This window comes from Paenibacillus xylanexedens, assembly GCF_007676705.1.
GTDB lineage: Bacteria > Bacillota > Bacilli > Paenibacillales > Paenibacillaceae > Paenibacillus > Paenibacillus xylanexedens_C.
Genome location: NZ_VEBF01000001.1, coordinates 1,945,973 through 1,968,654, shown reverse-complemented (window position 1 = coordinate 1,968,654; position 22,682 = coordinate 1,945,973). Strand labels below are relative to the sequence as shown.

Annotated in this window: 18 protein-coding genes; 12 read left to right on the top strand and 6 right to left on the bottom strand. The window is 48.1% G+C overall.

What is annotated here, in order from left to right; all coding sequences use genetic code 11:
* Window positions 1–124: 124 nt before the first annotated feature.
* From FS628_RS08880 to mglC, 6 genes are all read left to right on the top strand, one after another.
* Window positions 125–1,732 (top strand): response regulator, encoded by a 1,608-nt coding sequence (locus FS628_RS08880; protein WP_145320927.1) that lies wholly within the window; start codon window positions 125–127, stop codon window positions 1,730–1,732.
* Window positions 1,729–3,555, top strand: coding sequence for a cache domain-containing sensor histidine kinase (locus FS628_RS08875; RefSeq protein WP_145320924.1), 1,827 nt, complete (start codon window positions 1,729–1,731; stop codon window positions 3,553–3,555). The genes FS628_RS08880 and FS628_RS08875 overlap by 4 nt, the downstream gene beginning before the upstream one ends.
* Window positions 3,533–4,705 carry a substrate-binding domain-containing protein gene (locus FS628_RS08870; protein WP_145320922.1) on the top strand — a complete coding sequence of 391 codons (1,173 nt, stop codon included), beginning with the start codon at window positions 3,533–3,535 and terminating at the stop codon, window positions 4,703–4,705. Before FS628_RS08875 ends, FS628_RS08870 begins: the two co-directional genes overlap by 23 nt.
* A gap of 149 nt (window positions 4,706–4,854) precedes the next feature.
* On the top strand, window positions 4,855–5,916 hold the full coding sequence (locus FS628_RS08865; RefSeq protein ID WP_145320920.1) for a galactose ABC transporter substrate-binding protein: 1,062 nt from the start codon (window positions 4,855–4,857) through the stop codon (window positions 5,914–5,916).
* Between the two features lie 75 nt (window positions 5,917–5,991).
* A complete protein-coding gene (locus tag FS628_RS08860) occupies window positions 5,992–7,497 on the top strand; it encodes a sugar ABC transporter ATP-binding protein (protein ID WP_145320918.1) in 1,506 nt (501 codons plus the stop codon).
* A 15-nt stretch (window positions 7,498–7,512) separates the two neighbouring features.
* On the top strand, window positions 7,513–8,532 hold the full coding sequence (gene mglC / locus FS628_RS08855) for a galactose/methyl galactoside ABC transporter permease MglC (RefSeq protein WP_145320916.1): 1,020 nt from the start codon (window positions 7,513–7,515) through the stop codon (window positions 8,530–8,532).
* Window positions 8,533–8,818: 286 nt separating this feature from the next.
* On the opposite strand, the gene FS628_RS08850 is transcribed toward mglC, so the two are convergent.
* Complete coding sequence (locus FS628_RS08850) at window positions 8,819–9,154, bottom strand: hypothetical protein (protein WP_145320914.1); 336 nt, start codon at window positions 9,152–9,154, stop codon at window positions 8,819–8,821.
* Window positions 9,155–9,410: 256 nt separating this feature from the next.
* Between FS628_RS08850 and FS628_RS08845 the strand changes: the two genes are divergently transcribed.
* The 4 genes from FS628_RS08845 (at window position 9,411) to lpxA (ending at window position 14,017) form a co-directional block, all read left to right on the top strand.
* Complete coding sequence (locus tag FS628_RS08845; protein ID WP_260870963.1) at window positions 9,411–10,982, top strand: ATP-binding protein; 1,572 nt, start codon at window positions 9,411–9,413, stop codon at window positions 10,980–10,982.
* Between the two features lie 385 nt (window positions 10,983–11,367).
* On the top strand, window positions 11,368–12,198 hold the full coding sequence (lpxC, locus tag FS628_RS08840) for a UDP-3-O-acyl-N-acetylglucosamine deacetylase (protein ID WP_145320912.1): 831 nt from the start codon (window positions 11,368–11,370) through the stop codon (window positions 12,196–12,198).
* A gap of 20 nt (window positions 12,199–12,218) precedes the next feature.
* On the top strand, window positions 12,219–13,244 hold the full coding sequence (lpxD, locus tag FS628_RS08835; RefSeq protein ID WP_145320910.1) for a UDP-3-O-(3-hydroxymyristoyl)glucosamine N-acyltransferase: 1,026 nt from the start codon (window positions 12,219–12,221) through the stop codon (window positions 13,242–13,244).
* On the top strand, window positions 13,241–14,017 hold the full coding sequence (gene lpxA / locus FS628_RS08830; protein ID WP_145320908.1) for an acyl-ACP--UDP-N-acetylglucosamine O-acyltransferase: 777 nt from the start codon (window positions 13,241–13,243) through the stop codon (window positions 14,015–14,017). Before lpxD ends, lpxA begins: the two co-directional genes overlap by 4 nt.
* A 73-nt stretch (window positions 14,018–14,090) precedes the next feature.
* Here the strand turns inward: lpxA and FS628_RS08825 are convergent, their stop codons facing one another.
* The 3 genes from FS628_RS08825 to FS628_RS08815 all read right to left on the bottom strand — a co-directional run bounded on the left by FS628_RS08825 (window position 14,091) and on the right by FS628_RS08815 (window position 18,200).
* Window positions 14,091–15,914 (bottom strand): ABC transporter ATP-binding protein, encoded by a 1,824-nt coding sequence (locus FS628_RS08825; RefSeq protein WP_145320906.1) that lies wholly within the window; start codon window positions 15,912–15,914, stop codon window positions 14,091–14,093.
* On the bottom strand, window positions 15,907–17,697 hold the full coding sequence (locus FS628_RS08820) for an ABC transporter ATP-binding protein (protein WP_145320904.1): 1,791 nt from the start codon (window positions 17,695–17,697) through the stop codon (window positions 15,907–15,909). The genes FS628_RS08825 and FS628_RS08820 overlap by 8 nt, the downstream gene beginning before the upstream one ends.
* A gap of 68 nt (window positions 17,698–17,765) precedes the next feature.
* Window positions 17,766–18,200 (bottom strand): MarR family winged helix-turn-helix transcriptional regulator, encoded by a 435-nt coding sequence (locus FS628_RS08815; protein WP_186327748.1) that lies wholly within the window; start codon window positions 18,198–18,200, stop codon window positions 17,766–17,768.
* Between the two features lie 221 nt (window positions 18,201–18,421).
* Between FS628_RS08815 and FS628_RS08810 the strand changes: the two genes are divergently transcribed.
* A complete protein-coding gene (locus tag FS628_RS08810; RefSeq protein ID WP_145320900.1) occupies window positions 18,422–19,423 on the top strand; it encodes a Gfo/Idh/MocA family protein in 1,002 nt (333 codons plus the stop codon).
* Between the two features lie 21 nt (window positions 19,424–19,444).
* Window positions 19,445–20,068 (top strand): pyroglutamyl-peptidase I, encoded by a 624-nt coding sequence (gene pcp / locus FS628_RS08805; RefSeq protein WP_186327747.1) that lies wholly within the window; start codon window positions 19,445–19,447, stop codon window positions 20,066–20,068.
* A gap of 839 nt (window positions 20,069–20,907) precedes the next feature.
* Here the strand turns inward: pcp and FS628_RS08800 are convergent.
* Together FS628_RS08800 and FS628_RS08795 are read right to left on the bottom strand one after the other, a co-directional pair.
* Window positions 20,908–21,750, bottom strand: a complete 843-nt coding sequence (locus FS628_RS08800; protein WP_145320898.1) for a 1,4-dihydroxy-6-naphthoate synthase — start codon at window positions 21,748–21,750, stop codon at window positions 20,908–20,910.
* Window positions 21,747–22,649 (bottom strand): futalosine hydrolase, encoded by a 903-nt coding sequence (locus FS628_RS08795; protein ID WP_145320896.1) that lies wholly within the window; start codon window positions 22,647–22,649, stop codon window positions 21,747–21,749. The genes FS628_RS08800 and FS628_RS08795 overlap by 4 nt, the downstream gene beginning before the upstream one ends.
* Window positions 22,650–22,682 lie beyond the last annotated feature (33 nt).

Below are 22,682 nucleotides of genomic sequence, written 5' to 3'. Positions count from 1 at the left end.
GAACGTATCAACATGAGCATTTTGCATAAGTCCCGTGAGCGATGAATATCAAATGATGCAAAAGCTGAGATCTATATTATTAATCGGGTGTTGGGCCCGTCATATAAAAGGGAGGAATCCGCACATGTACCGGGTACTGCTGGTGGATGATGAAGAAGATGTGCGCGAAGGGTTAGTGGTGGAGGTCGATTGGGAAGCGCTCGATCTGCGGATTGTCGGTTTGGCTGAAAATGGGCGGGAAGCATTGGAGATGGCGGAGCGGGTAGAGCCGGACATTGTGGTGACCGATATCAGCATGCCGTTCATGAATGGTTTGGAACTCGCACAAAGATTGCGGAAGCGAAATCCACTCGTGAAAGTGGTCATTTTGACCGGATATGATGAATTTGATTATGCCCGGCAAGCCATCTCGCTAAGTGTGGATGAATATCTGCTGAAGCCATTCTCGGCAGGGCATCTCACCGAATTGCTGACAAGGCTGCGTGCCCAGATGGCGGCAGAAGTAGCTGAGCGTGAAGATGTACAGCAGCTGCGTGAGCATTATCATACCAGCTTGCCGTTACTACAGGCAGATCTGATGGCGACCTTGCTCCACCGACAGAAGTCTTCCACATACATTCATAGTAAAGCCAAACAATGTGGGTTGGATCTGACAGGAGAACGCTATGGCGTATCTGTATTGACACTGCACATGGACGAAGATGCTGAACTGAAACGGTTTGCTGCACTTAACATTGCAACAGAAGTATGGGCGGAACACAGCGCTGGTCATGCGTTTATGCATCAGGAGACGATCGTCCTGCTCTATGTGGACCGATGGGGAGGTACAGATGGAGCGAAGCGACAACAGAAGGCATTGGAAAATGTCATGCGAAGCATCAACCACTATTTGCGCATCCCGGCGACGGTGGGATCTGGGCAGATCGTGAATACACTTGCAGATGTGAATCATGCCTATGAAGATGCCATGCTGGCACTGGATTACCGTCTTGTACCCGGAACGGATTCTATTATATATATTGCGGATGTGGAGCGTCAGACGGCTGGCAAGCTGCGGTTCGACGAGTTGAAGCAGCAGACGCTGACACGTTGTCTGAAGGCAGGTACGCAGGCGGAGCTGGAGGAAGGGCTAGAGATCATTTTCCGGGAAATTACGGTCGAACATAGTCGAAGTGATATTCAACTGTATCTGATTGAAGTGTTAACGACGGTATGGAAGGCAGCGCAGGCATCAGGAGAAGAGATGGAAGATATCTTCGGTGCAGGGTTCCAGTTATATGCGGATCTGTTCCGACTACCGGGACTTGCTGAGGCACAGAGGAAGGTGCGTGAGGTCTGTCTGCTTGTACAACATCGCATTGCGAGCGGACGCCAGCATGTATATAAGGATATTGTCGAACAGGCGTTAGTCTTCACGAAAGAGCATTATGCTGACCCGGATCTGTCCATTCAGAAAGTGTGCGGACATCTGCACATCAGCTCCGGTTATTTTTGTGGCATTTTCAAAAAAGAAGTGCAGCTTACCTTCCTGCAATACCTGATGCAGATCCGGATGGAGGCAGCCCGGGAACTGCTTCGCTCGACAGAGCTGAAGTCGTTTCAGATTGCGGAGCAGGTTGGCTTCGCCGAACCGAATTATTTCAGTTTTTGTTTCAAAAAACATATCGGTGTCTCGCCCAAAGAATATCGTAAACAGGCTTCTCTGGCAGCAAGTGAAGGTTCAATCCGATGAGATCAGTTGTCAGATGGGTGAAGTCTATCGGACTTCAGTTACGCTCTCGTCTGCGTTCATCCAGGGTCAGCAGTATCCGGTTTATTATTACATGGTCCTTCTCCGTCTTCATCGTCTTGGTGCTGACCATCATGGCGTTGCTTCTGCATGACAAGTTCACTCAGACTGCCGAGCGAAGTGCGGAACTGACGACGAGACAGATTGTGGATCAGGTTAGCTATAATCTGGAGGATTACGTCCGCAGCATGTCGCATCTGTACCGTGCCATTGAGGAACACATGCTGCGTGATGGGACATGGGAAGGGGAGCAGGTAGATAAACAGCTCGACACACTACTCAGCAGTCGTGAGGATATCATCTCCATAACGCTGCTTGATTCCAAGGGGCAATTGCTGAAGAACAGACCTACAGCTGAATTAAAAACCAGTGCCCATGTGACACAGCAAGGGTGGTTTCAGTCTGCGCTCCGCGTGCCAGATCATCTTAGTTTCTCGTTACCTCATATTCAGAACATGTACACAGGCCCATACAAATGGGTCGTTTCCATGAGTAAAGGTATAACCATACGGCAAAATGGTCAGGACCGACAGGTCATCCTGCTGGTCGATATCAATTTCAAACAGATGGATGAACTGAGCCGCAGGGTCAGTCTGGGACAACGGGGATATGTCTATATCATCGATGAGAGCGCAGGCAATATTGTGTATCATCCGCAGCAGCAATTGATGTATATGGGGCTCAAAAGTGAGAATATCGAACAGGCTTTGGTGGCTACCGGCAGTTATGAAGATGAGGCAGATGGGCAGAAAAGGTTGAATACCGTGAAGTCCGTTGCCAATATTGGGTGGAAAATCGTGGGTGTCGCCTATCTGGATGAGATTATGACCACCCGTCAGGAAGTGAACGGATACCTCATTCGTGTCCTGGTCGTTGTCCTGGTGTTGGTTATTATCGTGTCCCTGTTTCTATCCTCCAGTCTGACTCGCCCAATCCGGCGAATGGAACGTAAGATGAAGGCCGTAGAGCGTGGGGATTTTAACGTAGAGTTGCCTATTGAAGGACCGCTGGAGGTGGAACGTCTATCCCGTCGCTTTAATCTGATGGTCAATAAAATCCGAACCCTAATGGATGAGATCATCCATGAACAGGAGCAGAAGCGGCGTCTGGAGCTGGAGGCTTTGCAGGCTCAGATTAATCCACATTTCCTATACAACACCCTGAATTCTGTGGTGCGCATGGTAGGCATGAGCCGTAATGAGGAAGTGATTACGATGATCACGTCACTCTCGCGCCTGTTCCGCATCAGTCTTAGTCAAGGCAAAACAATTATAACAATCAGGGAAGAGCTGGAGCATGCGCAGCATTATTTGACGATTCAGCAGATGAGATTCAAGCGCAAATTCAACTTTACGATTAAGGCCGATGATACACTTCTGGATTGCCTGACATTGAAGCTGGTGCTTCAGCCCTTGATTGAGAATGCTATTGTTCACGGTATCGAGTACCACATGGATGAGGGATGTATTGAGGTCGATGTCTATCGTGAGGATAACAAGCTGGTGTTTCGCATTACAGATAATGGGGTTGGCATGACGGAAGAGCAGATGTCGGGATTATTAAGTGGTAGTCCGGTTGTCAAAAGCGGTGCAGGATCAGGCGTAGCTGTCCGCAACGTACATGATCGAATTCGGCTCTATTACGGGGAGGCATATGGCCTTGAATTTGCAAGTGAGTTGGAAGAAGGCACCACGGTCTGGATGCGGATTCCCATTCAATTGCAGCAGAAGGAGGGCGAGCCTGATGATCGACAGCCAAGTGAATAGGAACGATGCCCATAGCGTTGAAGGATTGAACTTCCGTACGTTTTTGAAAAAGATTGGTGCGAGCTTCCGGCGAATTCGGAAACGTCGGTTGGTAATCCTGACAGCTGCAATCTGCTGTCTGCTACTATGCGCGGCCTGTGGCATACCGAGTCCCGATGACCGTACATTACCGCCACGTATCGCGCTAATTACGCCAGCTGGGACAGGGGAACTTGCGGAAGCCATCCGGCTTGGAGCCGAGGCGGCTGCCAAAGAGAGCGGGGCAGAACTAATGACCGTGGAAGCCTACCCTTCCGACGGTAATGTGTACACGCCCTCCATTCCAGACTCCGTTGGCAGTCAGATACAGTTTAAGCAGGCCCATGCAGACCGCCGAACGTTGTCTCGTAGTGCGCGAGAGCAGGCTCAGGTGGAAGCCGCCGCCTTGGCTCTGAAGCAGGGAGCATCAGCTCTGTTAGTCGATCCCCTGAGCGAGACGGCGCTCAGCGACATTATTCAGGAGGCGCAGACAACGAATTCCGATGGAGCCATCGTTCCCGTCATTGTGCTTAACGATGAATTTCCCGTGAAAGGCATAACCAGTGTCATCTCCATGGATAATGTGGAGGCTGGACGGCAAGCAGGGCGGGCCATGGCGGAGCTGCTGGAAGGACGAGGGCATGTGGCTTTATTGGGTCCAGATCCTCTTAATTCCGGTCTGATTCACAGAGAGCAGGGTGTGATGGAAGTCCTGGAACAGTATCCTGACATCCAAGTGGAACCCAAATCGGTATGCAATACCCGGGACGGGTGTTGGCAATCGGCGAAGCAGCTGCTGGACCAACAGCAGGTAGACGGCTTCATTGCCCTTCAAGAACCGGCTTCTCTGGGAGCAGCCGATGAACTGCATCGACGCAAGTCTGCGGATAAGGTAAAGATTGTTGGATTCGGCAGTGAACAACAGCAATTGGAGCAGCTGCAGGAAGGGGTCTTTGAGCATCTCATCGTCCAGAATGGATACAGTGCAGGTTATCTGGGATTGAATCAAGCCGTTGCGCGGCTGAACAATCAACAGGTACAGGCGAGAGTGTTACTTGAGACAAAGCTGGTTAGTACCGAAAACATGTTCTGGATGGATAACCAGAAGCTGCTGTTTCCTTTTGTACAATGACGAATACGGAATGATGAAATGAATCCATTTCTTAACTTGAGGAAGATTTCGATAGAACAGGTGAAGATATTGTATTCGAATTTAATGTAAACCCTTTCATAATAAAGACATCGGTGAAGCCGAATGAACTTGGGGGAGGTCATTAGGATATGAAGAAGACATGGATGACACTGTTGATTACGGCATGTATGGTTGTGGCGGCGGGTTGTAGCAGCGGCGGAGACAGTGCAGGTGGAAGTACGGGAACAGATACAGGCGGTCAGACAGCAGCCGGGACAGAAACACCGAAGATTGGTGTCGCTATCTACAAATTCGATGATACATTCATGACGGGTGTACGTAATGCGATGAACGCAGCAGCAGAAGGTATTGCAACCCTGGATATCGTGGATAGTCAGAATGCACAGCCCACCCAGAATGAGAAAGTCGATCTGTTTGTATCCAAGAAATATAATGCAATGGCTGTGAATCCGGTAGATCGCACGGCGGCGGGCGTCATCATTGACAAGGCCAAGGCAGCGAACATTCCAGTCGTGTTTCTTAACCGTGAGCCAGTGGCGGAAGACATGAACAAGTGGGATAAAGTGTACTATGTAGGAGCAAAAGCGGAAGAGTCTGGTACGATCTCCGGACAGCTGATTGTGGATTACTGGAAAGCACATCCGGAAGCAGACAAAAATGGCGATGGCAAACTGCAATACGTCATGCTGAAAGGGGAACCGGGTCACCAGGATGCAGAGCTTCGAACCAAATATTCGGTTCAGGCGATCCAGGATGCCGATATCGAAGTGGAAGCACTGGCGGAAGACACGGCGATGTGGGACCGCGTGAAAGGTCAGGAGAAAATGCAGGCGTTCCTTGCTTCCCATGGCGACAAGATTGAAGCCGTTCTCGCAAACAATGATGACATGGCGCTTGGAGCCATTGAGGCATTGAAAGCAGCTGGATACTTCAAGGATGGCAAATCAATGCCGGTGGTAGGTGTGGATGCAACAGCTCCTGCCATTCAGGCTCTACAGGATGGTACGATGCTGGGCACGGTACTTAATGATGCCAAGAATCAGGGTGCTGCCACAGTTGCTCTGGCTTCTGTCCTTGCCAAAGGGGAGACACCGACGAAGGAAAATACCAAATATGATATTACAGATGGGAAATACGTCTGGATTGCATACAAAAAAATTACGAAAGACAACATCGCCGACGCCCAATAACAGCAGTAGACAGGGACGTCCGTCATTCGGGTAGCGTCCCTTTTTTGCCGGTCATATGGAAGGGGAGGATACAAGATGGAATCACCTTACCTGCTGGAGATGAATGGAGTTTCCAAAGCATTTCCGGGTGTGCAGGCACTAAGTCAAGTCACGTTGAAGGTGAAGCCGGGAACGGTTCACGCCTTGATGGGAGAGAATGGAGCGGGCAAATCCACGCTGATGAAATGTCTGTTCGGCATGTATCGACCAGATGAAGGAACGATACGCATCGAAGGAAGGGACGTGGATATTCCCAATTCCAAAGCGGCACTTCAGCAAGGGATATCCATGATTCATCAGGAGCTGAATCCGGTCCCGCATCGTCCGGTGATGGAGAATATCTGGCTGGGTCGTTTTCCGATGAGGGGAATACTCGTGGACGAGAAAAGGATGTATACCGATACACTGGCTCTGTTCAAGGACTTGAACCTGGATATTGATCCGAAGGCTCAAGCTGGAACACTGTCTGTATCCAAGATTCAATCGATGGAAATCGCCAAGGCCGTCTCTTTTCAATCCAAAGTCATCGTCATGGATGAGCCCACTTCTTCCCTGACAGGCAAGGAAGTGGACCAGCTCTTCGCCATTATTAATGAACTACGCAGTCGCGGTGTATCCATTATCTACATTTCCCACAAAATGGAGGAGATCCTGACGATCTCGGATGAAGTCACGATCATGCGTGATGGCTTCGTTGTTGGTACATGGGACGCCGCGGATTTAACAACAGATCTGATCATCACACGCATGGTGGGTCGTGACATGGACGAACGATTCCCGGAACGGACGAACGTACCCGGTGAAGTCATACTGAAGGCAGAGGGTCTGACATCGAATCAGTCGAAATCGTTTCGGGACGTATCCTTTGAGCTGCGAAAAGGCGAAGTGCTCGGCATTGGCGGCCTGGTTGGAGCACAGCGGACAGAATTGATTGAGTCTTTGTTCGGACTGCGAGGTCTCGCTTCAGGTCAGATTTCAATCCATGGACGCAGAGTAAAGATTAATTCTCCAGCTGCCGCAAAGCGTCACAACATTGCGTTGCTCACGGAAGAACGAAGGGTAACAGGGATATTTCCTGTGTTGTCGGTGTATGAGAATACCATTATCGCAAGTCTTGGCCGTTACAAAAATCGCATAGGTTTGTTGAATGAGAAAAAGGGCCGCGAGGAAGCAAGGGAGCAGACAGAAAAGTTTAGAACCAAAACGCCTTCGGTTAACACGCTAATTCGAAACCTGTCCGGTGGTAATCAACAGAAAGTTCTACTGGCTCGCTGGTTGCTGACCGACCCGGAGATTCTGCTGCTGGACGAACCGACGCGTGGAATCGATGTAGGGGCTAAGTTCGAGATTTACACCATTATTACGGAACTGGCTCGTCAGGGCAAAAGCATTATCATGATTAGCTCAGAGATGCCTGAGCTTCTGGGCATGTCGGATCGCATCATGGTGATGAGCGAAGGACGTCTCACCGGAATCGTGGACGGAGCCGAGGCAACCGAGCAGGATATTATGAGGCTGGCCGCGCAGCAGCGGATGGCTTAGTCAGGAGGGAAACAGATGAACACACAGGTAATCAATCAAGTGAAACAATATGTAACACAGCGAGCCATCTTTATCGTACTGATTCTGCTCATTATTGGTATTGCCATCGCTGATCCGAACTTCCTTGCATTCTCCACACTACGGGATATTTTACAGCAGTCCTCCACAAGAGCCATTATTGCACTCGGTGCAGCCTTCATCCTGGTTACAGGAGGGGTCGATCTGTCCGCTGGTCGGGTTGTCGGGCTGACGGCTGTCGTATCGGCCTCCATGCTTCAGATTGACGAGTATGCGAACCGCTTCTTCCCTGATCTGCCACATCTGCCGGTGTTACTGCCGATTCTGGTTGGAATCACAGTTGGCCTGTTCGTGGGATTGGTGAATGGTCTCATTATCGCCAAATTGCATGTGCCTCCTTTTATCGCAACGCTGGGTACGATGGTTGCCGTGTACGGACTAAACTCCATTTATTTTGATACGGAACCCAATCAGTCGCAGCCAATCGGAGGATTGAGACCCGACTTCACCGTCATTGGTTCTGGATACATTGATCTGGGCGGTGGATATTCCATTCCGTATATCGTCCTGATTGCTATTGCGGTGGCGTTAATCTGCTGGGTGATCTTTAACAAAACCCGTCTCGGCAAAAACATGTACGCCATTGGTGGTAATATTCAGGCAGCGCATGTATCCGGAATTCATGTTGCACGTAATCTGGTTGCCCTGTATGCCATTGCGGGTGCATTGTATGGTCTGGGTGGTGTGCTTGAAGCGGCTCGGACAGGTGGAGCTACGAACAATTACGGTAACATGTATGAGTTGGATGCGATTGCTGCATGTGTGGTAGGCGGTGTATCAACGGCTGGTGGTATTGGAACGGTACCTGGTGTTATGGCGGGGGTACTGATCTTCGGCGTCATTAATTATGGTCTAACGTTTATTGGTGTGAGTCCATACTGGCAGTTGATTATCAAAGGATTGATCATTGTTGCTGCGGTGGCTTTTGATATCCGTAAGTATATGGCGAAGAAATAAAAAGGATATGAGATGAACGTGAAAAGGTTACACCGTTGTACTCCGAGTGCAGTACCATCTTCCGATCGCTGTTATCCCCGGATTTTTTGATTCCCTTCTAAAGAAGTGAAAATCCGGGGATAAAGGCGAGGTGTATGCTTCCGAAGTAGCTTTCTTTCAGAAAGCTTTTAGCTCCGCTTCTTCAGATTGGTTCTGCACTCTACGTTATGGTGTAAATAATTTGTTATCTTATATGGAAGAGCAGCAAAGAAGCCAGCCCTCGGATATAGAGAGCTGGCTTTAAGCGTTATGCATTTACAAACCAATCTACAACAGTAATAATAGGGCCAATAATACAAAATACCAGCATAAATGCGGCCACATTACGGGCAACACTTGTGCCATAATGTGAACGATTTTTTTGGGCTATCCAGAGGGTAGGGATCCAGAAGAGGGCTGCTACCACAAAAGGAATGTGAAGTCCTTGAGTTCCATTGCTATAAATAGGTATGTTTAATACGTTGAAAAGGTAATGACTGATCATAAAATCTGCTTTTCCCCATGGGAAGTTAAAGGCGAATCCCATCGCCAGTACGAGTAGAGAGAGCGTACCGAGGCCCAGTTGTTTTCGTTGTATTGTCATGTGTTTTCCTCCATAACCAAGATTTTATTCTAAATTAATCCATAAATGTATTGTAGCATAATAGTGATTCTTGCGTAGAGGAATTGTTTCACTTTTGCGTTTACAATTCATGCATATGTCCTATTGCCTTCATAAATTATACATTCGTGCGAATTTGACGAGCCTCCACTAATCGACAACATCAGCTAATCATAATCGATATAATACATGTACATAAGTTGTTAGATGTGAGTTTTGTCAAAGGGGGCGAGGCTATTTGCTAAGTTACACGATGAAAATGGTGATATTCCCGCTGGGCTGTCTGCTTGTCATTTTGTCCTCTTATGTTCTAAGGCTTACCCCCAATCTGGCATTATTGTTGATTTCAGGTGCCCTGTTGGTTGCAAGTATCTATGGGGAGAAAAGATATCCTGTGCTGCGAAATGTTCATTGGATTTTTCTCGGAATATTCCATTACTTCAGTCAACTGAACTGGTGTAACATGTTGTATTATATGCTGATCATTTCAATGATTCAGGACAAACAACGTGTGGCACAAACATTACCGATCTCACTACTGTTCATGCTGCAATATACAGTGATTCGACTCTCCTACGTGCCCATAGATACATATACTTTGCTGGTTTCGTTATTCGATCTGTTAACCTCGGTTGTCATTATTTTCTTGTATCATACCTTGATTAACAGTGAGGTTGAGAAGCGCAGACTTCGGGAAAAAAATCATCTCCTTACTCTTCACGACCCGCTTACCGGGTTACTGAATTACGAGGGATATATGAACGTATTGAAGGAAACGGCGGACGAGCAACGATCATTTTTACTGATTATCTTGAACATTCAGAACTTCAATGGGTTTGACAAAGAGGTTGAAGACAACTGGAGTAATATAATCAAAGCCACAGGCGAGAGTGTGTCGAAACAGTTTGCAGATGCGTATGGTGTATCCCGATATGCGGGGGATCGGTATGCTGTGGTTTTGCCTGAAATACAAAATATCGAAGAGCGTATGGCGTCACTGTTGACCGGGGAGTTAAGGGGGCTGCAGGTAAACTACATTATTTCCTTATATCCGGGAATGTCCGAGACGTTGCAGCACTTTATTACGGTGGCAGAGGACAGGTTGTTTCAGCAGCAACGCAGGAAATGGTTAAAAAACGGAGAGGAGGTCTTCCGTTCCGAAAGACTCCGGGCTGTTGGTGAGCTGGCCGCGGGCATGGCTCATGAAATTCGCAATCCCCTGACTGCCATTCGAGGCTTCCTGCAGCTTTCTCGGGGACAGGATTTCAATATCGCTCCGTGGTATGAGGTCATTATGGGTGAGGTAACACGGGTAACGGATCTAACGGCCGAGTTTTTACAGTTTTCCAAACCGCAGGCCAATCACATGAAGCCCGAACGAGTGGGGCATTGTCTTGAACGAGTCATGTCGTTAACTGAATCGGATGCGGCATCGCGCGGGCATCGGATTACACTTAAAATTACTGGTGAGCCAGTTGTGGTCAACATGGATCGTGACAAGATCGTGCAGGTTCTAATTAACCTGATCCGCAATGCTTTTGAAGCGATGGCAGAACCCGGTGAGGTGCATATTGATCTGTTGCAAGATGGAGACCAGGCGCTTATCTCCATTACCGATACGGGCATCGGCATTCCAGAGAATTCGCTGGCAACGATCTTTAATCCTTTTTATACAACCAAGGAAGAAGGTACTGGACTTGGGCTCGCACTCTGTCAGAAAATTGCCCAGGATCATCATGGCAAAATTACCGTTCATAGTGAAATGGGAATTGGCTCTACATTCACCCTTCATTTACCCATGGGGGCATAATTCCAACAAACAAAAACGCTGAACTTCTCCCCGTCAAGTAGACAGTTTTTAAAGAAAAGTTTTGTTTAGAAACCTTAGCTCGGGTGACGTGCTGAGGTTTCTTGTTATGCTGCTCTTCGGTATTCGTTCGGAGACAGACAGATCAAACACTCCGTATAGCGCCTATTATTGTACTTTTGGTTCAACTATCGATTGAATTGGTTGCACGTGCCTCCAAATATCGACAACATCAGCTAATCATAATCGATATAATACATGTAAATAGGCTCCGGATGTGAGAAATATGTCAAAGGGGGCGAGACTGTTTGGTGAGTTACACGATAAACAGGGTGGCCTGTTCCATTATTTCAGTAGAATAATATTCAATTAAAACGGAGGAGATGCTATGTACCAAAAAACGATTCGTAATAGTTTTACATTAGACGGCATTGCTATACATAGTGGTAATTTGTCAGAGATAACTCTGCATTCTGCACAACCAAACACAGGTATTGTTTTTAGAAGAGTGGATGTACATCCATATGAAATTATTGAAGCTAAAATCGATAGTGTATCCAATACGGAACGTTGCACACAACTTAAAAACATGCATGGATACGTTGTATCTATGGTTGAACATACACTGTCTGCTGTCCGAGGGATGGGCATCGATAACGTGATTATTGATGTTAATGGTGAAGAATTACCTATTTTTGATGGCAGCGCTACCGATATTGCAGCCAAGATTTTAGAAGTTGGCCATGTACAGCAAGAAGTCAAAAAAACGTACCTTCATATACAACAAAAAGTTAGAGTTGAGCACGGTAATTCTTTTCTTGAAGCTCATCCCTCCTCCATGATCTCCTATAGTGTGTGTTTTAAAAATGAACATAAAATGGCCTATCTCTCGGATCAGACCTCCAATTTTAATTTTATAGAAAACGATTACATCACTGATATTGCGCCAGCTAGGACCTTTTGTTTTGAAGAAGAAGTGATGTACCTAAAAAGCAAAGGTTTAATCCAAGGAGCATCTTTAGATCATGGAATAGTCATTGGTAAACAGAAAATTTATCCCAACTTACGTTTTCAGGATGAATTGTCTCGTCACAAGCTGCTGGATCTTATTGGTGATTTAGCTTTGATTCCTTCTTTTCATGCAACAATCATAGGATCGGGAACCTCTCATTACTTGAACACTCTTTTTGCTAGAGAACTATTAAATAATCTAATCTAAATAGAAAAGGAGACGGTATTATGCCATGTAATTTAAATGAAATTTCTGAACAGTTAAATGGGATTCTAATAGGTGACGGTAATGTCGTTATAACAGGTGTAGGCTCAATATATGCTGCTAAAGAGGGAGAAATCGCTTTTGTTACGGATAAAAATCTAAATAAATTAGATCAATGTTATGCTTCAGCTTTCATTGTGCCAGAAACGACAATAAAAGAATTCAAAGTACCTGTTATTAAGGTGAAAAACCCCAGACTCGATTTTATTCGTTTAATTGAAATGTTTAGTGAGAAAACCAAAAGTAGTGGCGTAGTATCGTCAGCAACAATTGAGCCTTCGGTAACATTAGGCTACCATGTTCAGATCGACAAGTTCGCGGTAATCAAAGAAGATGTTTCGATTGGGGATCATACCATTATTTCCACGCATTCATTTATTGGTAGAAATGTGACCATTGGAAAGAATTGCGTGATACACCCTAATGTCACTGTTTTACATGATACTATCATTGGAGATCATGTCATCATTCACTCTGGCGCAGTGATTGGCGCTGATGGGTTTGGTTTTGAGTGGGATGGGCAAAAACAAGTGAAAATCCCCCATATTGGAAATGTCATTATTTTTGATGATGTTGAAATTGGGGCAAATACCACTATTGATCGCGGAACGATTGATTCAACAACCATTGGTAGAGGAACCAAAATGGACAACCTTATTCAAATTGGTCATAATGTCCAGATTGGTGAGCACTGCATTATCGCAGGTACAAGTGCAATCGGGGGATCATCGAAAATTGGTAATCGCGTCATAATGGCTGGTGGAAGTGCGGTTATTAATAATATTACCATTGGAGACAGCTGCGTTGTTTTAGCTAGAGCCATGGTGACTAAAAACATGCCCGAGAACTCAATGGTTTCGGGATATACAGCTCGTTCACATAAGAGACAACTACGAGAATCGGCTGCACTTTCCAGACTCCCAAAAACGATAAAAAAACTAAATGAAAAACTGGATGAACTTTCCAAAACAAAGGAAGGTGCTAAATGATACATCACACAGCGATTATTCATCCTACTGCAATAATTGGGAACGATGTCGAAGTCGGACCTTTCAGTATCATTGAAGAGAATTCAAAAATAGGTAGCGGGTGTAGGATTGGAAGTCACGTTATCATAGGGGCTAACACGATATTGGGGGGGAATAACTATATTTCACATGGTGCCATTATCGGTTCGGATCCACAAGATAAAAGTTACCAAGGCGAAGAGTCGTATCTCATTATTGGAGATAATAATACCTTGAGAGAGTATGTCACCATATGTAGAGGCACATCAAAAGGAGATGGTTTCACGCGAGTAGGCAGTAACAACTTTATTATGAATTATGCTCATATCGCACATGATGTATTGATGGGAGATCACAACGTTATCGTCAATAATGTTCAAATTGGCGGACATGTTCATATTGAAGACTATATCACTTTTGGTTGTGGTTCTGGTGTACACCAATCATGTAACATCGGAAGATTTGCAATGATCGGAGCGGGAAGTAAAGTTTCCCAAGATATTGTTCCATATTCTTTAGCAGATGGTGCACGTTCGTACATACATGGTATTAATACCATTGGTCTGAGAAGAAATGGATTTTCAAATGAAGAATTAAGCATGATAAAAAAGATTAATACCATTTTATTTCGCCAAAAACGAACTCTCGATCAATCTATTGAAGAAATAAACAACTTACCTCCTTCTGAATTTAAAGAACACACATTGAATTTTTTAAATAAATCTACACGCGGAATTGTACGAATGAAACGATAAAATGGAAACGCCGCAATCGGGTTCCGGAAAACCGTTTGCGGCGTTTTCGTCTTGTCTTCAAGGGCAGGGAGGGTTAATTTTGTTGTCCCTGATGTAACTGATAGTAGAAACCTTGCTGCTGCATCAACTCGTCATGGCTTCCCCGTTCAGCGATCTGTCCATCATCAATGACGAGAATCTGATCGGCCTCACGGATTGTGCTTAGCCTGTGGGCGATGACAAAGCTGGTACGGTCTTTCATCAAGGTGCGCATCGCTTCCTGAATCTGCATTTCGGTCCGTGTATCTATGCTGCTGGTCGCTTCATCCAGAATAAGAATGGCTGGATCGGCAAGAATTGCCCGGGCAATGGTTAACAGTTGCCGCTGTCCCTGACTCAGATTGCTTCCCCCGGAAATGATGGGCGTATCGTAGCCTTGGGACAGTTTGCGGATGAACGAATGTGCATTCGCAAGTATAGCTGCTTGCCTGATCTGTTCATCGGTTGCGTCAGGCTTGCCGTAGGCAAGATTGTCGCGAATGGTACCCGAGAACAAGTAGGCATCCTGAAGCACAATGCCAAGTTGCCGCCGTAACGGGTCCTTCTCCAGTTCCGAGATGTCACATCCATCGATGGTAATCCGTCCGCCTGTAATCTCGTAGAAACGAGGTAATAAGTTGATAATGGTCGTTTTACCTGCACCGGTCGGTCCAACAAGTGCAATCATCTCGCCAGGTTTGGCGGTAAAGCTGACCTTCTTCAGAATATCTCTCTCGGCACTGTACCCGAAGGAGACGTCTTCAAATACGACTTTACCCTGAATCTGATCCAGCTGTTTTTTCTGTTCCTCCACATATTCACCAGGTGTATCCATGATGTGAAACACGCGTTCAGCACCTGCAATGGCAGCCTGAATCAGATTGTATTGATTGGCCAGATCGTTGAGCGGCCGTTCAATCTGGCGGGAGTATGCGAGAAAACTGACGATTAGTCCGATAGACGTCAGATCATGATAAGCCATCCATCCACCTACTGAGGCGAGTATGGCAAACCCGATATTATTCATCACGTTCATTGTAGGGCCAACCAGACCCGAAACGGTCTGGGCTTGTGTGCTGGATGTGCGTAGTTTCTCGTTCAGGTTCTCAAAATGTTGATGTGCCTGATCCTGTCGGTTATAGGCCGCCACGACTTTCTGTCCAGCAATGGTCTCCTGAGCATATCCATTAAGTTCACCAAGTAACTTCTGCTGAGCAGTGAAGTGTTTGCGGGTTCTCGAAGCGATCAGGCGAGTGGCGATGGTGATTAAGGGTACCGTCACCAGACTGAGCAATGTAAGGCGAACATCGAGCGCAAACATGATTGACAAGGAGCCGACGAGCAGGATGGCACTGGACATCAATTGGGTTACACTTTGATTCAGCGTTGTGGATACATTATCGATATCATTGGTGGCCCGGCTCATCAGGTCCCCGCTTTGATTTTTATCGAAAAAGCTTACAGGCAGCTCTTGCAGCCGCGAGAACAATGCATGTCGCAGATCCTTGACGGTCAGTTGGGACACACCAATCATGACATAGGATTGAGCCCACATCAGGAGCGAGCCAAAGACATAAACACTCAGCAAGAGGAGACATTCCTTCAGCAAGCCCGCTGTTACTTTGGGAACGATATGTTCGTTAACGGCACGTCCGAGAAGGTAAGGTCCTGCCAGATTGAGCAGTGTTCCGAGAGCAGTCAGCACCAATGCAGCAATAACTCCTTTGCGATGACGTCCCATGTACGACCATACCCGAATCAGGGCATGGCGAGCATTTTTGGCTCTGACTTTGGGGACAGGTCCTCTGCCCGCTGGTCCGGGTCTTCCAATCGGAGGAACGACGGTTTGCTGAGGGGAGGAAGATGCAGGTTTAGCCAAATTGAACATCCTCCTTCCGTTGCTGCGAATAATAGATGGCTTGATAGTGTGATGAATGAGCCATGAGATGATCATGTGTACCGCTGGCAACGATCTGCCCTTCATCAATGACATATATGCAGTCGGCATCCCTCACGGAAGAGATCCGCTGTGCAATCAAAAAGGTCGTGCTGTCTTTCATCAAGGACTGCAAAGCCTTCTGAATGCTGGCTTCCGTACGCAGATCGACCGCACTGGTGCTATCATCCAGAATCAGCACTTCCGGCCGCATGAGCAGGGCGCGTGCAATGGATATACGCTGTTTCTGTCCACCGGACAGATTGACCCCGCGCTGACCCAGCTCCGTGTCATAGCCATCCTTCAGTTTCATAATAAAATCATCCGCCGCCGCAGCTTGAGCCGCAGCACGCAATTCAGCATCCGTTGCACCGGGCCGGCCGAAGCAAATGTTATCCCGGATGGTGCCGCTGAACAGGATGGATTCCTGCAGCACAATGGATACACGGCTGCGAAGATTCTGAAGATCCCAGTGACGGACGTCCACTCCGTTCACGAGCACTTCACCCTGCGAAGCATCATACAGACGGGGAATCAGCTGCACCAGCGATGTTTTGCCTGATCCTGTTGAACCGAGCAAAGCCACTTTTTCGCCGGGTCGAGCGATCAGGTTAATTCCGGTGAGAGTGTGTTCTCCGTCATAACGGAAATATACGTCTCTGAACTCCACTTGACCCATGGCGTCTGAGTGAAGGGAAGACGGATGGTATGGAGAAGGATCAAGGGTAGTCTGGTGTGACTGTACATTCTCGGAGTTATCGGTTCCCGATCCCGATTGAATATCCGGCTGTGTATGTAGCACCTCGTTGATCCGGGCAGCAGATACCTTGGCACGGGAGAAGCTCATCATCATCATGCCAATTGATGTGAGGGACGAGAGTACAACCGTGACATAGTTGATAAAAGCAATCAGATCCCCGGCGGCAATATCGCCTCCCACTACCTGGAAACCTCCGAACCACAACACCGCTACAATAGTAGCGTTCAGCATAAGGCTGAGCACGGGTGCATTCAGTGTGACGATCCGCCATGCTTTCACGGCAGTTGAGGTGTAATCTTCATTGGATTGTTTGAACCGTTTTTTCTCCAGACGCGCACGTGCAAATGCCTTGACGACACGGATGCCGGCAAGATTCTCCTGAAGAACGGCATTGACCTGATCAAGCTTGCTCTGCACGCTGGCGAACAGTGGATAGGAAGCTTTTATCAGGATAAATAAAATAATAAACAGTACCGGCACAGTCGCAATAAGAATCAAAGCCAGCTTCACACTGATCGTAAACGCCATGATGATACTACCGATGATCAGCATCGGCGAACGGATAAACATCCGCAGCAGCATCTGCACAAAGGTCTGCATCTGGGTAATATCACTGGTTAGACGAGTAATCAGAGAACCTTCCTGGAACGTATCGAGATTACGGAAGGAGAAGGTTTGAATATGGTCAAACAACTCCTGGCGCAGGTCCGTGCCGTATCCAACGGCAGCCTTGCTTGAATAGAGTGTACAGCCTGCGCCGCCAACCCAGCCGATTAACGCAACAAGTAGCATGATCAGACCTGTAGTTACGATATGGGACAGGTTCCCTGCAAGCACACCATTATCCACGATGCTGGACATCAGCTTGGGCTGAAGCAGGTCCATGGCAACCTCAAGTACCATGAGCAGCGGGGCGAGGATCGCCGCCGACTTATACGGGGTCAAGAATCGTTTTAACGTCCACAATAGGAAATCACCTCAGTTTTAATTGCATAAGCAAGTTGTTGTTAGCAAGGTCGAGAGTCTGCATCGCCTCAGGCTTCACGCAGGTTTTGAAGCATACGCTGTGCGAGTGCAGACATGATCCGGGATTCTTCCGGGGTAAAATCTTTCTGGGCCTGCTGTTCCAACTCCTGAACCACTTCTCTCAATTCTTTTAGCGCGGAGCGCCCCTGATCTGTCAGGTATACCCGCAGACTGCGCAGATCCTTCGGGTCGGCTTCGCGTCTAATATAACCGGATGTTTCCATACGCTTGAGCATCACCGTTACCGTTGCGGGACTGCGCTGAAGTTGTTCGGCCAGCTTTTTCTGGGATTGACCATCTTCCCGTTCAAGCTCAAACAGCAAAGGGGGCTGCCCTGGGTATAACTCGGGGTGGTTCACAAGTTTCTCATGAACCTTGTAGCGTTTTAGCTTCACAAGTTCGGATAATTGTCCCATTAACCGATCATTCTGGACTGGGTTCATATATTCCGCTCCGTTCATATCCTTTTAGTTAGTCGACTAACTAAATCATAAGTTTGATATGACATATCGTCAAGCAAAACGATGTATTTATTTCTGTTCAGATGTAGGACGAAAACGTTTTCTGACGTGAGCGTTTCTTTTTGGTAAAATAAAGGGGATACCATGTTGGTCTGATCTGAATCATAACCTTTTAACTCAATTTGCAGTAGGGAGGCTTTAATATGACAGCAGTAGAAGGACGGAACAAAGTACGTTGGGGCATTATGGGCACGGGATGGATTGCATCCCAGTTCGCAAGAGATTTGGAGCATGCAGGGAACGCGGAGAAGGCAGCGGTAGGTTCGCGGACAGCGGGAAGCGCGGAGAAGTTTGCAGCTGAATATGGTTTTGCACGCGCTTACGGCTCGTATGATGAAATGCTGCAAGACCCTGAGGTGGATATTATCTATGTGGCAACACCTCATCCTGTACATAAAGAGAATGTGATGGCTTGTCTGGAGGCAGGGAAAGCGGTTCTCTGTGAGAAGCCATTTACGATGAATGCGCGTCAGTTGGAGCAGCTGGTGGAGACTGCGCGAGAGCGCAAGCTATTTCTGATGGAGGGCATGTGGACACGCTTCTTGCCGCCAATTGCCCAAGCCAGAGCATGGATTGAAGAAGGGCGAATTGGTGAAGTCCGTTTGGTCCAGGCAGACTTTGGATTCCGTATCGGCTGGGAGCCGGAAGGTCGCTTGCTTAACCCGGATCTGGGTGGGGGTGCTTTGCTGGATGCAGGGGTGTACCCGATCTCCTTTGCTTCGATGATCTTTGGCGAACAGCCCCAGCATGTATGGAGCACAGCCAATATCGGTGAGACGGGTGTGGACGAGCAATTTTCCGTATTGTTGTCCTATTCCGAGGGGCGTTCTGCATCACTGAGTGCTGCTATTCGTCTGAACCTCAGCAATGAAGCGGTCATATACGGTACAGAAGGCAAGATTCGTCTACCTTTATTCCTGGCGGGTAAAGAAGCCTATCTGCATGTGAATGGTCAGGATGAGCCCGAGAAGTTCATGGATGATCGAACATGTATTGGTTATGCTTTTGAGGCAGAAGAAGCGGGACGCTGTATCTTGGAAGGCCGGACGGAGAGCAATACCATTAAACTGGACGAATCCCTGGAAATCATGAAGCTGATGGACACGATTCGGGGGCAGTGGGGCTTGCGTTACAAATCGGAGTAATCAGACAGGAGTGGACGTGTGATGGTGAAGATTCTGATATCCGGGTTTGAACCGTTTGGCGGGGATGTGGTGAATCCAACGGGAGCGTTAATGGAAGCTCTTGCGAACGAAGTGATGGAGGGTGCTGAGCTAAAAACAGTACTGTTGCCTGTGCACTTCAATGAATGTGCAGACCTGCTGATCGCAGAGCTGGAAGCTTATCGGCCCGATGTGGTCATCGCCTGTGGGCTAGCCAAGGGCAGAACTTCCATCACGCCGGAGCGTATTGCCGTTAATGTTAAAGACATTCCTCCTGGCTCCTACGCGGATAACCAGGGGCAACGCCCGGTGGACGAGCCGATTGTGGAAGGAGGTCCGGACGGCCTGTTCTCCACCTTGCCCATACGTGCCATGGTGAATGACATGTCCGCTGCAGGTATTCCGGCTACGGTGTCCAATACAGCAGGCACGTATATATGCAACAACACGATGTACCGGGTGCTGGATCACATTCGAGTAGGACAGCTCCCGATCCGTGCCGGATTTGTACACTTTCCAGCCTCAACAGAGATGGCGGTGCTGCAACCCTCCGTTCCGTCGCTGCCTATTCCCATGATGCTGGATGCGCTGTGTATAATGATTCGCGCGGTTGTGGCAGATTCGTAGGGGATGATTGCGAGAGTAGACACAGTTGTGCTGAATTGTAGGTGACGGTTGGATTCGTAGACCACAGTTGTGAAAGGGAGAGCAGTGGATTGGGAAGGAGTGAAGTAGATAGGTTTCTTTCTGCTTCGATCTTGGGTTGGGTAAAGTGATAGATATGAGTATAAATATGAAGTTGAAATATGAAGTAAAAAAGAGCTGTCCTCTCGTCATGAGTCTGACGTTAGGGGACAGCTCTTTCTATTTCGTGTGTCGTGTGTAGTCCAAAATGGTTAGTGAGATTACTAGTTTGCAGAAAGTATCTAGATGCAAGTATTTCGTCTAGTTAAAAATTAGACTCTAAAATTCTAAACTCTAAAACGCTGAACCGCAAACCGTAGACTAGGTAAGGTTCAGAGATTTTGTTGGAAAGTAGAGATCGGTGAAATAGGGTGTGGTCGGTTTAGCGGGCAAACTCCGATTCGTGAATATCCTGAGTACGACCGTTACTAACCTTAAATCCCAAGCCCCCTAAAAAACAAGACGCAAGGACACTACGATCATCCTGGCTAGCTAAGAAATTTCTATCCCCGAAGGCACCCTATGCAGGACTCTAACGAACCGAGCACACGCTATTCGCTGACAATGCGCACATACCAATTTCTAACGAATCGTAGAAGCGTTATTGTATGGAATTAAGCGAGTTGGTCGGCGATATGGCCCATTTCCAGCTGAATAGAGTGTCTGGGATTCGTTAGAATTTTTGTAGCATGATATTCGGCTGAATAAGGTGCATTAGGTTCGTTAGATTTAGAGCGTACGGACTTAGCTGAAAAAAATTAAATGTTTTAAATAAATACATGTTAGATCCGCAACAAATCAAGATCGAACTCGGGAACGAGTCCTTCTTTCATCGCACGCCCAAGCAGTGCAGTAATCGCACCATAACCATCATCACCCAGGTTGGCGCTGAATTCATTGACGTACAGGCCGATATGCTGTGCAGCTACGTCAGGGTCCATTTCTTGTGCGTGTTCCATAACGTATGCTCTCGACTCATCCGGGTGCGCCCATGCATATTCAACGGAGGCACGTGCCCAGCCGGCGAGGGCGTGAGCATCCATGTTGCGACGTGCGATGATCGCTCCAAGCGGGATCGGAAGACCTGTGTCACTTTCCCACCAGTTCCCGAGATCTGTCATCAGCTTAAGATTATAGTTCTGGTACGTGAAGCGTGCTTCATGGATGACAAGTCCGGCATCGATCTTGCCGTCTCGAACAGCAGGCATGATCTGGTCGAATGGCATGACAACAATTTCGCCTACACCGCCAGGAACATTTTGTGCTGCCCACAGACGGAATAATAGATAAGCTGTTGAGCGCTCGCTCGGCACAGCAACCCGCCGTCCAGACAGATAGCTGGGATCCGTGGTACCGTTAGCAGTCAGAACCAGCGGACCACATCCTCTGCCGAGTGCGCCTCCAGCGGGTAGCAGAGCATAGTCAGACAGCACGTATGGCAATGCTGCATAAGATATTTTCATCACTTCAGGTGTATCTGGTCCATCCGGATTCGCCGCCAGGCCATTGGTAATATCAATATCAGCATAACGGACATCCAGCTCAGGTGCGCCCGGGATCAATCCGTGCACCCACGCGTGAAAGATAAATGTATCATTTGGACAAGGGGAAAATGCAATTTTCATGATGTAATAACCTCCCGTAAAATGGAACTTGCAGCCTGAAGCGCATCGAGGGCATCCTTGATGCGCCAAGCGTCGCGGTCGCGTGGACCGACCGCGTTGGAGATGGCCCTCAGTTCGAGTGCTGGCACGCCGAACTGCTGGGCAGCCGTTGCCACGCCGAAGCCTTCCATACCTTCGGCGGCAGCATCCGGCACGCGGCGCAATAGCTCCGCTGCCGTCTCCGCGGTTCCGGTCGCCGTGGATACGGTGACCGCAGTGCCTCCGCTGACAGCGAGCCCGGCCCGCTGCAGCTCATGGCGCAGGCGAGCGGCAAGCTCCGCGTCCGCCGCCACAATGGACGAGCCGAATCCGAGCTCGTCCACACGAAGGAAGCCGTCTGGCGTCTGCGAGCCCAGATCGGCGGCAACCATGGCGTCGGCTACCACGAGGGAGCCGACGTCTGCCCGGCCGGGGAACCCGCCGCCGATGCCGGCACTGATCACCAGCATGTAGGCTGGTGAAGATCCGGCTCCGGCAAGGGGCCCCGGCCTTGAAGATGTGGCAGATGTCTGTGCCACATCGGATGTGCTTGGCGCGGTGGCACCCTGCGCCAACGCACTCGTGCTTGCAGCCGCTACGGCATATGCCAATGTAGCGGCTGTACCCGCTGCGGCCGAGGCTGGGCCAACGCCCGCAGCAATGACGTCAAATCGTTCCGCGCCCGTGTCTCCCAAACCACGGAGGACCGCATCTTTCTCCGCATCAACCGCGGTTACAATTAACACACGTTGTGACGAACTTGCTTGGACTAGACTAGTATCTGAAATTGTTGCCCCGCTTAATTCTTCCTGTTGTTCACTAGTTTCAAGTGATACGTTTGATTTGTTATTCTGCTCTTTATCCTGTATATGTTCATTCATCTCGGATTCTCCTTATGAGGTATTAGAGGCGTA